Consider the following 16219-nt stretch of genomic DNA (forward strand, 5'->3'; position numbering starts at 1 on the left):
TCAATCAGCCTTTGCTGAAATCTGCGCCAGAACGCGCGGCGCAAAGAGGCGCTTCATAAAATAAATCAGCCCAACAGCATCAGGCTCTTCGAGCTTCTGCTTTGGCATCGCGAGAGGCGCTTCCGGAAGAGCGCAAGGACCGGCAATCAAATCGTCAAACTTCATAACCATCACCATTTGAATGCATCTTCAAGAAATTGCTCACCAAGGCTTATTTGTTGATCCACTGATAGGCCCAAACCTCAGATAGAACTCTTCCATAACCCTCCAGGCGCGCAGAAAGTTCCACCGTGCTTCCTTCATCCGCGGAAATATCCAGAACCAGCCGCCAAACACCTTCCTGAGGGATCAGAGACAATGTCTGGGTCACAATCTGGCCACCGTTAACGGTACAAACGGGCTTGATTGTGTCCGAAGCAGACGACGGCAGGTTGGCGATGAGGCCACCCTTGAAGTCGACAACGAACTTGCGGGTGCCATCGGAATTCTGGACACCGGACACACCGCCAACACCGGCGCGCGTTTCCAGAACATAGGCGCGATCAGCATCAGGATCGGGCGGCAGGTCGCCCCAGATGAGGCGATAGTTGAACTCCATATCCTGTCCGGCCTTGCCGCCGCCATCCGGCATCCAGAAGGCAACGATATTGTCGTTGGCTTCGAGATCGGAGGGAATTTCAACGAGACGGATGACGCCTTTGCCCCATTCACCGATTGGTTCAACGCGCACGGATGGGCGTTTTTCGTAATTGGCTGAAGCATCCTGGAAGCTGGCGAAATCGCGGTCACGCTGGAAAAGGCCGAAGCTTTTCGGCGAAACTTCCGAGAAATAGCTCGATGCCAAATGCGGCGGATTGGCGAGCGGACGCCAGATCTGCCCGCCGCTTTGGGTTTCAATGGCCAGGCCGTCGCTGTCGTGAACGTTCGGGCGATAGTCGTCGAACTGATGACGGTTGCGCTCGGCGAAGAGGAACATGGATGTGAGCGGTGCAATGCCGAGTTGCGGGATATCCGAACGCAGATAAAGCCGCGCCGTTGTTTCAATCACCGTATTTTCACCCGGTACCACGACAAATTTGTAGGCACCCGTGAGTGACGCGCTTTCCAGCGCCGCATAGATGGTGATCGAGGTCGCGCCCGGCTGGGGACGTTCAATGTAAAAACGCGTGAAATCGGGAAATTCTTCCGGGTCCGAGCTGCCAGTATTGATCGCAAGCCCGCGCGCGGAGAGACCATAATTTGAACCGCGGCCAAGCGCACGGAAATAGGAAGCGCCCTGAAAAGCGACGAGCTCGTCGAAAATATCGGGGCGGTTGAGCGGATAGTGCAGGCGAAATCCGGCGATGCCTGGCAGCGTCTCATGTTCGGGCACTATTTCGCGTGCCTCACGCTCGTAGATGAAGTCATCGGTGTTGATGTTCATCGAACGGGCTTTGCCGTCGGACACCTCAAAAAGGCTAACCGGACGCTTGAAGAGCCAGCCCATGTGGAAGGCCTGAAGCCGGAAACCGCCATTGTCGATATCCGCGAAGCGGGCGTGGTCCGGGTTAAATCGGATCAGGCGATAGGTGTCGTAGGTCAGATCCTTCAGATAGCCACCCACTTCGGCGGCAGCCTCGTAAGGCTTCGTGGATGCATCCTTCATCTGAGCGGAAAGTATATCGAAGCTGAATTCCTGGTCGGCTGGTGCTTGCGCCTCCGCGCTGGCCGGTGCCGGTGCGCCATTCTCGGCTGGGGCTGCTGGGGCTTCCTGTGCATATGCACTGCGCTCCAGCGCTATCAATGCAGTCGCTGAAAGGGCGGTGAGGAAGGTACGGCGATTAAAGGCCGGGAGAATTTCAAAATTCGGCAGAGGTTCGTTTCGCTTCATATTTTCAATAACTTGGTGAAGAGCGACGCGGCCGGTTGAAATGGCGTCGGGCTCACATGTTGGCATGCGCCGCAGGTCCTCCTCCGGCGAGTGGCGTTCTCACATTAAACTTTGGAAAGATTGTGGCCTGATTTGTGCCGTGCACTCATTCATTGTTGCGCTGCCGCAAAATACGCTTGAATTCATGTCTGGTCCAGATGGAAAAACGCCGGGCTAACGATTACCCGGCGTTTTTTGTTCTGACAGCATTAACAATACTATTCTTTATCAGTCACTCAGATCGAAAAAGTCTTTCATCCGGGAGAAAAACCCGGAGGATTCCGGATTGTTTTCCTTGGAAGAGAGCTGTTCGAACTCCTGCAGCAGCTCGCGTTGGCGCTTGGAAAGCTTTTGCGGCGTTTCGATCATGATCTGTATGTAGAGGTCGCCCATCTGCGAAGACCGCATGATCGGCATGCCCTTACCCTTCAGGCGAAACTGCTTGCCGGCCTGTGTGCCTTCCGGCACGGTCACACGCGACTTGGTTCCGTCCAGTGTCGAGACTTCGAACTTGCCACCAAGGGCTGCGGTGGTCATCGAAATCGGCACCGAGCAATAGAGGTCGGCCCCGTCTCTCTGGAAGAAGGGATGCGGTTTGACCGACATGAAGATGTAGAGGTCGCCCGAGGGGCCTCCGCGCATGCCGGCTTCACCTTCACCCGTCAGGCGAATGCGTGTGCCGTCTTCAATGCCAGCCGGGATGTTGACCGACAGCGAACGTTCTTCGTGAACGCGTCCCTGTCCATGACACTTCGTGCAAGGGTCGGTGATCGTTTGACCACGGCCCTGACAGGTGGGGCAGGTGCGTTCGATGGAGAAGAAGCCCTGTGCCGCACGGACACGTCCCGCACCCTGACAGGTCGGGCAGGTGGTCGGCTTGGTTCCGGGTTTTGCCCCGGAGCCGTGACATACATCGCACGAAATCGAGGTTGGCACGCGAATTTGCGCGGTCTTGCCCTTGAAGGCTTCCTCGAGGCTGATCTCCATATTGTAGCGAAGGTCGGCCCCGCGTTCGCGGCCGCCCGAAGAGCGTCGTGCGCGGCCGCCGCCGCCCATCATCTCGCCAAATATGTCTTCGAAAATATCGGAGAAACCACCGGCACCCATTCCGGCACCACCGCCGAAGGGACCGCCGCCGCCCCCCATGCCACCGTTTTCAAAGGCTGCATGGCCAAAACGGTCATAGGCCGCGCGCTTCTGCGGGTCCTTGAGCGTTTCGTAGGCTTCGTTGATTTCCTTGAATTTCTTTTCCGCTTCGGTGTCGTTGGGGTTTTTGTCGGGATGATATTTCATCGCCAGCTTGCGAAATGCGCTTTTCAGCTCTTTTTCGTCAGCACCCTTTGAGACGCCGAGGGTCTCGTAAAAGTCTGCTTTTGCCATTGTTCGTCAGCTCCGCTTGACCGTATGCCGGTGGGGTGAGGTTTGACCTGACCCCACCGGTTCTGGTTATCAGGCCGACTTCTTTTCGTCGTCGCCGTCGACTTCTTCATAGTCGGCATCGACAACATTGTCATCGCCGGAAGCCTTGGATGAAGAGGAACCATCGGCGCTTTCTTCAGCCTGCTGGGCTTCATACATGGCCTGGCCAAGCTTCATGGACACTTCCATGAGGGTCTGGGTCTTGGCCTGGATATCAGCCAGTTCCGGCTCATCCTTCTCGATAGCTTCCTTCAGGCTGGCAATCGCCTCGGAGATCGCGTTGCGATCTTCTTCGGAAACCTTGTCGCCATAGTCCTTGAGAGACTTCTCAGAGGAATGAACGAGGCTTTCGGCCTGGTTCCTGGCTTCCACGGTTTCGCGGCGCTTCTTGTCGCCTTCCGCATTGGCTTCGGCGTCCTTGACCATCTTTTCGATTTCGTCGTCGGACAGACCACCCGATGCCTGAATGCGGATCTGGTGTTCCTTGCCGGTGCCCTTGTCCTTGGCCGAAACCTGAACAATACCGTTGGCGTCGATGTCGAAGGTGACTTCGATCTGCGGAACGCCGCGCGGTGCGGGCGGAATGCCAACGAGGTCGAACTGGCCGAGCAGCTTGTTGTCTGCAGCCATTTCGCGCTCGCCCTGCGATACGCGGATGGTCACGGCATTCTGGTTGTCTTCGGCCGTCGAGAAGGTCTGGCTCTTCTTCGTCGGGATCGTCGTGTTACGGTCGATCAGACGGGTGAAGACACCACCCAGTGTTTCGATGCCGAGAGACAGCGGGGTCACGTCGAGCAACAGAACGTCCTTGACGTCGCCCTGCAGAACGCCTGCCTGGATGGCAGCACCCATGGCAACCACTTCGTCCGGGTTCACGCCCTTGTGCGGTTCCTTGCCGAAGAGCTGCTTAACGACTTCCTGGACCTTGGGCATACGGCTCATGCCGCCGACCAGAACCACTTCGTCGATTTCAGAGGCCGAAACACCGGCATCCTTCATGGCAGCCTTGCAAGGTGCGACCGTACGCTGAACGAGATCGTCAACAAGGGCTTCGAACTTGGCGCGCGTCAGCTTCAGCGTCAGGTGCTTGGGACCGGAAGCGTCAGCCGTGATGAAGGGCAGGTTGATTTCGGTCTGCTGCGAAGACGAAAGCTCGATCTTGGCTTTTTCGGCAGCTTCTTTCAGACGCTGCAGAGCCAGCTTGTCCTTCTTCAGGTCGATGCCATTGTCCTTCTTGAACTCGTCCGCGAGATATTCGACGAGACGCATGTCGAAGTCTTCACCGCCGAGGAAGGTGTCGCCGTTGGTGGACTTCACTTCGAAGACACCGTCGCCGATTTCGAGAACGGAGATATCGAATGTGCCGCCGCCAAGGTCGTATACGGCAATGGTTTTGCCGTCCTTCTTGTCGAGGCCATAAGCCAGAGCAGCTGCCGTCGGCTCGTTGATGATGCGCAGAACTTCAAGGCCGGCGATCTTGCCTGCATCCTTGGTGGCCTGGCGCTGTGCGTCGTTGAAGTAAGCCGGAACGGTGATCACGGCCTTGTCGACGGTTTCGCCGAGATAGGCTTCTGCCGTTTCCTTCATCTTCTGGAGAACCATGGCGGAAATCTGCGAGGGCGAGTAGCCCTTGCCGTTCGCCTCAACCCAGGCGTCGCCGTTGTCGGCGCGCACGATCTTGTAAGGAACGAGATCCTTGTCCTTCTCAACCGTCTTGTCTTCGTAGCGACGACCGATCAGGCGCTTGACAGCGAACAGGGTGTTTTCAGGGTTGGTGACAGCCTGGCGCTTTGCCGGCTGGCCGACGAGGCGTTCGCCATCATCGGAAAATGCGACCATTGAGGGGGTGGTGCGGGCACCTTCCGCATTTTCGATCACACGGGCGTCTTTGCCGTCCATGACCGAAACGCAGGAGTTGGTGGTCCCGAGGTCAATACCAATTACTTTAGCCATTTACGCTCTCCTTGAAGCAAGCTGCCGGAACCCTTCAGGCGTTCATTCGACAGCCCCTAACGGGGATATTTCCATTTGGTTGGCAGGCATAACTGCCTTGATGCGGCGTATATAAGTAGCGGTTTTTATGTCCGCAAGGCGTTTGGCGGGCCTATTGATGCAAAAAGTGGCAACAATTTCACATTTATGCGGGCGAAAGAGGTCGCGCCCCAGCCCCGGTTTGAAGGGCTATCGGTCGAATAGAGGCTGAATGATCAACCCTGCCGGCTCAACCACCCATCAAGACATCAAGAAGCGTGGATTTCTTGCCGGAGCCGTTCTGCTGTGCCTGAGGTGTTGTGCCCACACTTGCCGGGGGAAGCGGTGCTGGCGGTGCATTGGAGCTGGGTGGCAGTTCTGCGCTTGCCTGTTTGTTCGTTCCCAGAAGGTCGGAGAGAACGTCGGTGAGGGTTCGCGGCTTGCTGGGCGGGCTCGAAACGCCCGTGCCATCCTGTGTCGTTGGAACAGAGGCCATTGGTGTGCCGTCCGAGTAGCCTCCGCCCGTACCAAAGAGCGGAGACGGTGAAAGACCCTCGTGTGCTGCTGCCATAAACTCCTGCCAGGTGCGGGCTGGAATACTGCCGCCGGTGGCGCGTTTCATAGGTGTGCCATCATCGTTGCCGAACCAAACACCCGTTGCCAGGTTGGATGTGTAGCCAACAAAAAGCGCGTCGCGATAAGACTGTGTGGTGCCGGTTTTGCCGGCCACCTGCCAGCCCTTGATCTGGGCGGCGCGGCCGGTGCCTTCGCTGACCACATGCGACAACATCGAATTCATCGTTGCAGCAATTTGCGGCGAGAGAACCCGCGGCGGATCGTCATACCGGTTTTCGTAAAGAACCTTGCCGGATGCAGTGGAAATGCGCCGGATAATGTGTGGTGTTGCCTTGTAGCCGCCGTTCATGAAGGCAGCATAAGCACCTGTCAGTTCTTCCAGCGATACTTCCGATGTGCCAAGCGCGATGGAGGCATTTTCCTGCAGCTTGGATTCGATACCGAGACGGTGCGCCAGCTTCACCACCTGCTGGGGGCCTGCTTCCATCACCAATTGCGCGGCAATCGTGTTCAGCGAATGGGTCAGCGCATATTGCACGGTCACCGGACCGATATATTTGTTTTCGTAGTTTTCAGGCGTCCATTTGCCGATTTTCACTGGCGCGTCGTTGCGCAGGGAATCCGGCGTCACGCCTTCCTCGAGGGCTGCCGCATAGACGAAGGGCTTGAACGCGGAACCCGGCTGGCGCTTGGCGTCCGTTGCCCGGTCGAACTGGCTTTTGGAATAGTCGCGGCCACCCACCAGCGCGCGCACAGCGCCGGTGCCATCCAGCGAAACAAGTGCGGCCTGGCTCACCTTGTATTTCTCGCCGTCGCTGTCCAGCGCGTTCTGGATGGCCTCCTCGGCCTTTTCTTCAAGGGAAAGATCGATCGTCGTGTCGATAACGAGGTCTTCCTTCACATCGCCCACCATGGAAGGGATGCGATCCATCACAATATCGGCCACATATTGGCCGGCACCGGACCAGTAGCTCTTTGTTTTCACCGGCTTTTGCGACATGGCCGTGGTGACTTCCTTGTCCGTCACATAACCCGCATCATGCATGGCAGCCAGTACCACCTGTGCGCGCTCTTCCGCCGCTTTGGGATCGCGGGCAGGTGACAGGCGCGAGGGGGCTTTCAACAGGCCTGCCAGAAGAGCTGCTTCGCCGAGGTTCACATCACGCGCAGGTTTGTTGAAGTAGCGCCGGGAGGCAGCTTCCACGCCGTAGGCATTGGAACCAAAATAGACCCGGTTCAGATACATCGCCAAAATCTGGTCTTTGGTGAACTTGTGCTCAAGCCAGATGGCCAGCAGCACTTCCTGCACCTTGCGCTCCAGGGTACGTTCAGGCGAGAGGAAAAGATTTTTGGCAAGCTGCTGGGTGAGCGTCGATCCGCCCTGAACCATGTGGCCGCTCAATATGTTCGTCACCATCGCACGGGCAAAGCCGATGGGGTCGAAGCCGAAGTGATAATAAAAGCGGCGATCTTCAATCGAAATCACGGCTTCGGGAATATAGGGCGACATATTGTCGAGGGTCACGGCTTCGCCACCGGTTGCGCCGCGGTTTGCAATCGTGGAACCATCGACGGCCAATATCTTGATGTTCGGTGGCCGATCCGGAATGGACCACGAGGTGGCGCTTGGCATCTTGGCACCGTAATAAACGACGATACCACCCACGCCCATGGCGCCCCAGAGGCCGAGCACCAGTGACCAGTAAACAGCCGAACGCAAGAAGCCGGTCACGCCGCCGGACGAACGTGCGCGCTTCTTCTTCGCCTTCTTGCCGCGCGCATTGCCCGTGACGCGGCTACCGCCGCCGTTTGCGCTGTTGCCGTTGGATTCGAAGAAAGGTTCTATGCGGTTTGTTGACCGGGATCGTTTTGCCATTTGCCCGTATTTGGTTTGAATCTGATTTCGCCCTGAACTCTAAATGCGGCGAATTAAGGGGCGGTTAAGGAAGAATTTCCGGCTTCACGAAAGTCTTTTGCGAACGCCCAAACTGCCTTGATTTAAACCAATTTTAACGGGTCTCGCTCTTATCATGCGCCGATTTCAATTTATCGATTTGCACATTCCAACACCTATTTGCCGGAAACAGACCCATGATGCGACCCTTCAGCGCTCTCCTTGCCCGCCTTTCCATTCAGGCTAAGATCCTCGCCTTCATTGCGCCGCTCTGCCTTTTTATTGTGGCGATTGCGGCCGTTAGCCTGTTAACCGGAAATATCATTGGCCGGCAGCTTGATGGCTCCAGCCGCAGCATCGGCTCGTTGAGCGCCTTCAAGCAGGTCTATACCGATATGAATGTCTTTCTGTCTGATACGACAGAGGCGCGCCGCGAGGTGTTGGCGGAGAGCCTCGACAGCACATCTGCGGATTTGAACGCGCGTATTCAAGAGAGTGCAGAGCCCGATATGCTGAACGGCCTGAACGAGGCCAAGCAGATTGTGGATGCGCTGGGCGCTTCTGCTGGCGGATTGTGGGACATGCACGAGAGCGAACTTGTGCTCAAAGCTGACATGAAACAGCATCTCGATGCGCTGGCTTTAGCCCGCGATGCGATTCAGAAGGTGTCTGACGAAACGGAAGCCACACTCCGTGCCAAGGATCTGGAAGCAAAAGAGCTGATCCGCCGATCTGAAACACTCAGCAACAGCTCCGAAAGCCTGCAGGATATCGTTTCCAAACTGCAGGAGATTTCCGAACCGTCCGACCTGCTGAACACGATTAAACCGCTACGCTCGGAGATGAACGAACTCATCCACGCAACGGAACGCTATCTGCCGTCTACCGAAGTGCAGGCGAAAAACACGATCAAGGATAATCTTGAGTTCATTCTGGAGGTCTATGAGGCCAATACCGAATCGCCTGTCGAGGTTTCCAAGGTCACGCGTGCGGCAGGCCTGTTGCGGCCCATGGTGTTCAAGCTGCGAGCGCTTGCCACTCAGGCCGGTCGCGATTCCAGCAGCAAGTTCAGCGAGCTTGATCGCCCCATGGAAGAGGCATCGAAGGTCGTCGATTATGCCATGCGCATGCGGGCCTTGACGAATGAGGCGCTGCTATCGGGAACGCGCCTTCTTGCTGCGCCGACGGCAGACAATCTCGAACCGTTCAAGGCCGATATCACCAATCTGCTGGGTAGCCTGCCGGCCATTCCGATGGTTTCAAACCTCGATACGCTTCTTGATGCGGTGACCGCCGCCTCGGACGCTGCCGATGGCCTTTCGGCGAATTCCGAGAAACTGGTGACTGCGGAAACGGCGCGTGTTGAAGCCTTCACCGCCGCATCGGATCAGATCAATCAGGCCTGGCTTCACATCGTGAAACTGGCCGAGTTGCAACGTGTTCGTGCCAAAACGGCCACCAGCGAGGCGTTGACGATTTCTCTGACGGCTGCCGGTGCCGCCGTTCTCTTTTCCATTGTGGCGACGCTTGCGCTTGTCGGCGCGTTGAAAGGCCCCATTCGCCGGCTCACGCAAACGATGAAGGATGTCGCCTCCGGCAAGCTGGATGCAGACGTGGTCGGCACCGAGCGGACCGATGAAATCGGCGATATGGCGCGTGCACTTGGCGTTTTCAAAACCAATGCCGAGGACAAATTGAGATTTGAGGCGGAGGCCGAGGAAGCCCGCAAGCGTGCTGAAATGGAACGCGCTGCCGCCGACAGCGAGCGGGAACGGATATCGCTTGAGATGCGCGACGCTGTTTCCGCCCTGGCAAACGGGCTGCGCAGCCTTGCCCATGGTGATCTGACCTGCACCATCCGTACAAGCTTTGCCGGCGAGCTTGATGAGCTTCGCGTCAATTTCAACGAATCACTTGAGCAGATGCGCGATGCGCTCGGCCAGATCCGGGACAATTCGATTTCCATCCGCGAAAAGAGCAGCGTGCTGAACGACAGTGCCAACGACCTTGCGCGGCGCACCGAGCAGCAGGCGGCGGCGCTGGAACAGACGGCGGCAGCCGTGGAGGAAATCACCAGCACGGTTCGTGTGTCTTCGCAGCGTGCCCGTGACACCAATACGGTCAGTGCGGAAATTCTCAGCGATGCCGCTCAGTCGGCCACGGTTGTTTCCGAGGCCGTGAGCGCCATGGACCGCATCGAAGCGGCGTCGGGACAGATCAGTCAGATCATCGGCACGATTGACGAGATTGCCTTCCAGACCAACCTTCTGGCACTCAATGCCGGCGTCGAGGCAGCGCGTGCGGGCGAAGCGGGCAAAGGCTTTGCCGTTGTTGCCCAGGAGGTGCGCGAGCTTGCGCAACGCTCCGCAAACGCAGCAAAGGAAATCAAGACCCTGATTGGCCGCTCCGGCGATGAAGTCAAGCAGGGGGTCGAGCTTGTCGGTCAGACCGGCGAGGTGATCGCGCGCATCAACCAGCGTATGCAGGAAATTGCGCAGAACATTGCCGATGTGGCGCGCGCCAGCCAGGAACAATCGACCGGGCTGCAGGAGGTCAATGCCGCCGTCAATTCGATGGACCAGATGACCCAGCAGAATGCCGCGATGGTGGAGGAGACCAATGCCGCAAGCCACGTCCTGGTTTCAGAAGCGATGGAGCTGAGCGAACTTGTGGCGCGGTTCCGGATCGGCGACGGGCAAGCGAAGGCACAGCGCGCGGCATGATATGTTTGGAAACCCCGCACAAAAGCGGGGTTTTCCGTTGCTCTTGAAGCGGATTACTTTGCCAGGGCCGCCATGATCCTGATCCAGGAGCGGATGCCCTTGTGATAGGATTTCAGGTTGTATTTTTCATTCGGTGAGTGGATGCGGTCGTCCTCGAGCGCGTAACCCACCAGAAGTGAATCCATGCCCAGCATTTTCTGGAAATCGCCGACAATCGGGATCGAGCCACCCATGCCGATTGTGACTGCGGGTTTCGGCCATTCGTCGGAAAGCGCCGTTTTCGCTTTTGTCAGCACATCGGAATCATAAGGCAGCTGGATCGCCGGCGAGCCGCCGTGCGGGTGGAATTCCACAGAGCAGTCCTCCGGAATTCTGGATTTTACGAATGCACGGAAATTCTCGCGAATTTTCGCCGGGTCCTGTTTTCCGACAAGACGGAACGAGACCTTTGCCGAGGCCTGTGCGGCAATCACCGTCTTGAAGCCTTCGCCCGTATAGCCGCCCTTGATGCCATTGACCTCCGCGGTCGGCCGCGCCCAGGTCAGTTCCAGAACCGAGCGGCCCTTTTCGCCAGCGGGAATGGAAAGGCCGATATCAGACAGGAAGGTGTCATTCGTGCTTTGCAGCTTGTCCCAGCTTTCCTTGATATTGTGGGGTGTTTCTTCAACACCGTCATAAAAGCCTGGAATTGTGACGGTCCCGGTCTTGTCGTGCATGCTGGCAAGAATATCGGCCAGAATGTGGATGGGGTTTGCCGCAGCCCCACCGTAGTGGCCCGAATGCAGGTCGCGGCTGGCCGCCTTGACCACGATTTCCTCGCCCACGAGGCCGCGCAGGCTTGAGGAAATGGCGGGTGTATTTTCATCCCACATGCCGGTGTCGCAGACGAGAGCGAAGTCGGCCTTCAATTCTTCCGCATTGGCCTCGAGAAACGGCTTGAGCGAGGGGGAGCCGGATTCCTCTTCACCTTCAAACAGGATGCTGACGCGCACCGGCAGGCTGCCATTGGCCTCCTTGTATGCGCGGCAGGCTTCCACGAAGGTCAAGAGCTGGCCCTTGTCGTCAGAGGTGCCGCGTCCATTGATGATCTCGCGTCCACTCTCTTCCTTGATGACGGCGGGATCGAAGGGGTCCTTTTCCCAAAGCTCCAGCGGATCGACCGGCTGCACATCGTAATGTCCGTAAAACAGCACATGCGGTGCATCGGCGCTTGCGCCCTCGTGATGGGCAACCACCATGGGATGGCCGGGCGTGTCGCGCAGCGATGCATCGAAGCCGATATCCGTCAGCGCTTTGACCAGGTATTCGCCGGCCCTGCGGCATTCGGCCTTGAAAGCGGGATCGGTGGAAATGGATTTGATGCGCACAAGCTCAAACAGCTTTTCAAGGCTGGAATTGAGGTTGTCATCTGCGCGCTGAAGCACTTTAGCAATATCGGCCATGGGTATTCCTAATCAGTTGGATATCTCAGACTGAAATGAAATCTGAACGGGGCAGAACTTGGACCCGCAAAGCGCCGACGTCAAACGGGAATTGGCCGAAGGTCATGAATTTGCGCCTCTGCCGGGTCAACGCCATCTTCCAGCTTGCGTGCGTTTTCAACCGCCCAGCGCATATACTCCATCAGCAATTCGCGTTCGAAACGGCGGAAGCCGGAAAAGAGCGCTTCGTCAGCCTCTTCAGCAGCTTTCAATGCTGCGTCCTTCAGCGATTTCGCCCGATCGGTGAGGTAAAGAAGCTGCGCACGTTTGTCCTTGGGGTGTGCCCTGCGCTCTACGAGATCGTCGCGGACCATGCGCGAGAGGGTGTTGGCGATGGTGGCCTGTTCAATCTCCAGCCGCTCCACAAGTTCGCGCTGGGTGATGCCGTCCTCGTTCCACAAGGTGACAAGGATGGGATATTGTCCGGGCGAAATGCCAAGCGCGGCGATCTTGTGTTGCAACGACCGGGAAAATCCCTTCGCCAACAAGCCAGAAAGATAGACTGCGGATTCCATCAGGTCTTGCGCCATGCCCTATCCATAGCTTTCTCGACGATTCGCGTCCAATCAAAAAAGAACGCAGGCTATAGAATGATATTTCCAAGGGCATCGCCCGATGCTCTAGAACGTCAAAGGCCGCCATGGTTGGAGGTAACCCATGGCGGCCTGACAAAGGAGGGACAAAGGCCCGGAGAGGGGGACTAGAGGCCTTTGTCCTAAGTCTGCAACGGGCGGGGGACAGGCCGGTTGTCAGACACTGGTCGGCGTGATCAATTGCCGATGACTGTGAGATGGCTCCGGGAATGTGGCAATTCAAGGGAAGCCCGGATTACAAATTTGTAATCAATCGAAAGGCTTGCAGTGCCTGCGTTTCAACAATTTGAAAAGTCAGGGTTTTGCGTTTGCCTTGCCGTTAAACTTGAGGCTGTTGACGCTGGTTTGTGACGTTGTTTTTTCAAATTTCAGGCAAAGAAAAACCGTCATGGATAGGCGGTTCCATGACGGTCAATCTTTTTTAATCAGCGTCAATCGGGGGCGACGCTTTTTTCCCGAGCCGGGGACGTGGCTCTTAACGGGAAAACCGGTTTAATTCCGGATGATTCGATATGATCATCAAATTGTGGCAAGAGAATGGACAGATTTTGACTGAAATTTGTGATTTCAGCCTATTTTCCGGGCAAATTTGAAGTTCGGGCCGGTATTTTGCCTGCCTGGGGATGTGTCTTAGTTTTTGTGGACCTTTCCCGTGGCGCACGCTATCCATTCATCCCATGAAAAAAGGCGATCATCTCTTTCTTGTCGACGGGTCCGGTTTCATCTTCCGTGCCTTTCACGCAATTCCTTCGCTCAGCCGCAAATCGGACGGGCTGCCGGTCAATGCGGTTTCGGGTTTCTGCAACATGTTGTGGAAGCTTCTCGTCGATGCGCGTGACACATCCGTTGGGGTGACTCCAACCCATTTCGCCGTCATTTTCGACCACTCGTCCAAGACATTTCGCAACGAGCTTTATCCGGAATACAAGGCCAATCGCACGGCACCGCCTGAAGACCTCATTCCCCAGTTCGGGCTGATTAGAAAGGCCACGGCGGCCTTCAACCTTCCGTGTATCGAGATGGCCGGCTTTGAGGCCGATGACCTGATTGCCACCTATGCCCGCCAAGCCGAGGCGGCGGGTGCGGATGTCACCATCATCTCGTCCGACAAGGACCTCATGCAGCTTGTGACCAAGAACGTGCATATGTATGATGCGATGAAGGATCGGCAGATTTCGATCCCCGAGGTCATCGAGAAATGGGGCGTGCCGCCGGAAAAGATGATCGACCTGCAGGCCATGACCGGCGATTCGACCGATAATGTTCCCGGCATTCCCGGCATTGGTCCCAAGACGGCGGCGCAGCTTCTGGAGGAGTTTGGCGATCTCGATACCCTTCTGGAGCGGGCCGAGGAAATCAAGCAGAACAAGCGCCGCGAAAATATCATTGCAAACCGGGAACTTGCGAAAATCTCGCGCCAACTCGTCACGTTGCGCACCGATACGCCTGTCGAGGTGCCGATCAGCGATTTTGAACTTCACCCGCAGGACGGGGCGAAGCTGATCGCCTTTCTGAAAGCCATGGAGTTCAACACGCTGACGCGGCGCGTGGCGGAAGCAACGGAAACGGATGCTTCGGCTATTGAAGCCGCCCATGTTGACGTGGAATGGGGCGCGGATGCACATGGACCGGACCTCGACAAGGGCGATGCGCCGGACACGCCGCCGCCTTCGGTTGTCGCGGCGAAGGCTGCTGCGATCAGTGCAGGCGATACCGAAGGTTTCAAGCCTGCCGACCTTGCGGCGGCGCGTGCGGAACGCTTTGCAGCGTTGCCCATCGACCACTCGGCTTACGAGACAATTGTGGATGTGACGGCGCTGGAGGCGTTTATCGCGCTGGCGCAGGAAACGGGCATTGTCTGTTTTGACACGGAAACCACGTCGCTTGATCCCATGCAGGCCGAGCTTGCGGGCTTTTCGCTGGCCGTTGCCGACAATGGAGAGAATCCGGAGGGGACGAAAATCCGTGCAGCTTACGTTCCTGTCGGTCATAAAGCCGGGCAGGGCGATCTGCTGGGTGGCGGGCTCGTGGAGGGGCAAATCCCGCTCGGCAAGGCGCTCGATGTGTTGAAGCCGCTGCTTGAGGATACGTCCGTTCTCAAGATCGCGCACAACATGAAATATGACTGGCTGGTGATGAAGCGGCACGGCATTTCGATTGCCGGTTTCGACGACACGATGCTGATCTCTTATGTGCTCGATGCCGGCAAGGGCGGGCAGGGCATGGATGCGCTGTCTGAAAAGTGGCTCGGCCATAAGCCGATCCCCTTCAAGGATGTCGCCGGTTCGGGCAAATCCGCCGTCACGTTTGATTTCGTCGATATCCAGCGGGCGACGGCTTACGCGGCTGAAGATGTGGATGTGACGTTGCGGCTCTGGATGGTGTTGAAGCCGCGACTGGCGGCGGAAGGTTTGACCCGCGTTTACGAGCGCCTGGAGCGTCCGCTGGTCAGCGTTCTGGCACTGATGGAAGAGCGCGGCATTTCGGTCGACCGGCAAATTCTCTCCCGGCTTTCCGGTGAGCTGGCGCAAAGTGCCGCGGCTCTGGAGGATGAAATTCAGGGCTTGGCCGGTGAGAGCTTCAATCCCGGTTCGCCGAAACAGCTTGGCGATATTCTGTTCGGCAAGATGGGACTCCCCGGTGGCAATAAGACGAAGACCGGCCAGTGGTCGACCTCTGCACAGGTGCTGGAGGATCTCGCCGCTGAAGGCCATGAATTGCCGCGCAAGATCGTTGACTGGCGGCAGATCACCAAGCTCAAATCCACTTATACGGATGCGCTGCCGGGCTATATTCACGCCGAGACCAAGCGGGTTCACACCTCTTATTCGCTGGCGTCCACCACGACAGGGCGTCTTTCGTCTTCCGAGCCCAACCTGCAAAATATTCCCGTTCGTACGGCCGAAGGCCGCAAGATCAGGACGGCCTTTATTGCGTCGCCCGGCCACAAGCTGATTTCTGCCGACTATAGCCAGATCGAGTTGCGGGTGCTCGCCCATGTTGCCGATATTCCGCAGCTGCGGCAGGCTTTTGCCGATGGTGTGGACATTCACGCGATGACGGCGTCGGAAATGTTCGGCGTGCCGGTCGAGGGCATGCCGGGCGAAGTGCGCCGCCGCGCCAAGGCGATCAATTTCGGCATCATCTACGGCATATCCGCCTTCGGTCTGGCGAACCAGCTGGGCATCGCGCGCGGTGAGGCGGGCGACTACATCAAGAAATATTTCGAGCGTTTTCCCGGCATTCGCGACTATATGGAATCGACGAAGGCCTTTGCCCGCGAGCATGGCTATGTGGAAACGATCTTCGGGCGGCGCGCGCACTATCCGGAGATCAAATCCTCGCAGCCTTCGCTCAGAGCCTTCAACGAGCGTGCGGCGATCAACGCGCCGATCCAGGGTTCGGCGGCCGATATCATTCGCCGCGCCATGGTGCGCATGGATGAGGTTCTGGCGACGGCCAAGCTTGGCGCGCAGATGCTTCTGCAGGTGCACGACGAACTGATTTTCGAGGTTGAAGATGCAGAGGTCGAAAAGACCATCCCCATTGTCGTCGAGGCCATGGAAAATGCGGCCTTTCCGGCGATCAACATGAAGGTGCCGCTGAAGGTGGATGCGCGGGCCGCACATAATTGGGACGAGGCCCACTGATCT

The 16219-nt window shown here is 57.4% G+C and carries 9 protein-coding genes; 2 read left to right on the forward strand and 7 right to left on the reverse strand.

The annotated features are described in order from the left end of the window. The 5 genes from NHF56_RS00855 to NHF56_RS00875 all read right to left on the reverse strand — a co-directional run bounded on the left by NHF56_RS00855 (window position 1) and on the right by NHF56_RS00875 (window position 7751). Window positions 1–165: a hypothetical protein gene (locus NHF56_RS00855; protein ID WP_252800714.1), complete on the reverse strand. Its 165-nt coding sequence runs from the start codon at window positions 163–165 to the stop codon at window positions 1–3. 46 nt (window positions 166–211) lie between these two features. Further along, window positions 212–1870: a glucan biosynthesis protein gene (locus tag NHF56_RS00860; protein ID WP_252800716.1), complete on the reverse strand. Its 1659-nt coding sequence runs from the start codon at window positions 1868–1870 to the stop codon at window positions 212–214. Window positions 1871–2137: 267 nt separating this feature from the next. After that, window positions 2138–3289: a molecular chaperone DnaJ gene (gene dnaJ / locus NHF56_RS00865; protein WP_252800718.1), complete on the reverse strand. Its 1152-nt coding sequence runs from the start codon at window positions 3287–3289 to the stop codon at window positions 2138–2140. A gap of 69 nt (window positions 3290–3358) precedes the next feature. Beyond that, window positions 3359–5281, reverse strand: a complete 1923-nt coding sequence (gene dnaK, locus NHF56_RS00870; protein WP_252800720.1) for a molecular chaperone DnaK — start codon at window positions 5279–5281, stop codon at window positions 3359–3361. A gap of 268 nt (window positions 5282–5549) precedes the next feature. After that, a complete protein-coding gene (locus tag NHF56_RS00875) occupies window positions 5550–7751 on the reverse strand; it encodes a transglycosylase domain-containing protein (protein ID WP_252800722.1) in 2202 nt (733 codons plus the stop codon). Between the two features lie 215 nt (window positions 7752–7966). On the opposite strand from NHF56_RS00875, the gene NHF56_RS00880 reads away from it, so the two are divergent. After that, window positions 7967–10492 carry a methyl-accepting chemotaxis protein gene (locus NHF56_RS00880; protein WP_252800724.1) on the forward strand — a complete coding sequence of 842 codons (2526 nt, stop codon included), beginning with the start codon at window positions 7967–7969 and terminating at the stop codon, window positions 10490–10492. Window positions 10493–10545: 53 nt separating this feature from the next. Here NHF56_RS00880 and NHF56_RS00885 read toward each other — a convergent pair whose 3' ends face one another. Both NHF56_RS00885 and NHF56_RS00890 read right to left on the reverse strand, forming a co-directional pair. Then, the gene (locus NHF56_RS00885; RefSeq protein ID WP_252800726.1) at window positions 10546–11934 is read right to left on the reverse strand and encodes a M20/M25/M40 family metallo-hydrolase; all 1389 of its coding nucleotides are present in this window, start codon (window positions 11932–11934) and stop codon (window positions 10546–10548) included. Between the two features lie 80 nt (window positions 11935–12014). After that, window positions 12015–12488 (reverse strand): MarR family winged helix-turn-helix transcriptional regulator, encoded by a 474-nt coding sequence (locus tag NHF56_RS00890; protein ID WP_252804779.1) that lies wholly within the window; start codon window positions 12486–12488, stop codon window positions 12015–12017. A gap of 755 nt (window positions 12489–13243) precedes the next feature. Here NHF56_RS00890 and polA point away from each other — a divergent pair. Further along, window positions 13244–16216, forward strand: coding sequence for a DNA polymerase I (polA, locus tag NHF56_RS00895; RefSeq protein WP_252800727.1), 2973 nt, complete (start codon window positions 13244–13246; stop codon window positions 16214–16216). Window positions 16217–16219 lie beyond the last annotated feature (3 nt).

The organism is Rhizobium sp. L1K21 (assembly GCF_024055895.1).
Lineage (GTDB): Bacteria > Pseudomonadota > Alphaproteobacteria > Rhizobiales > Rhizobiaceae > Ensifer_A.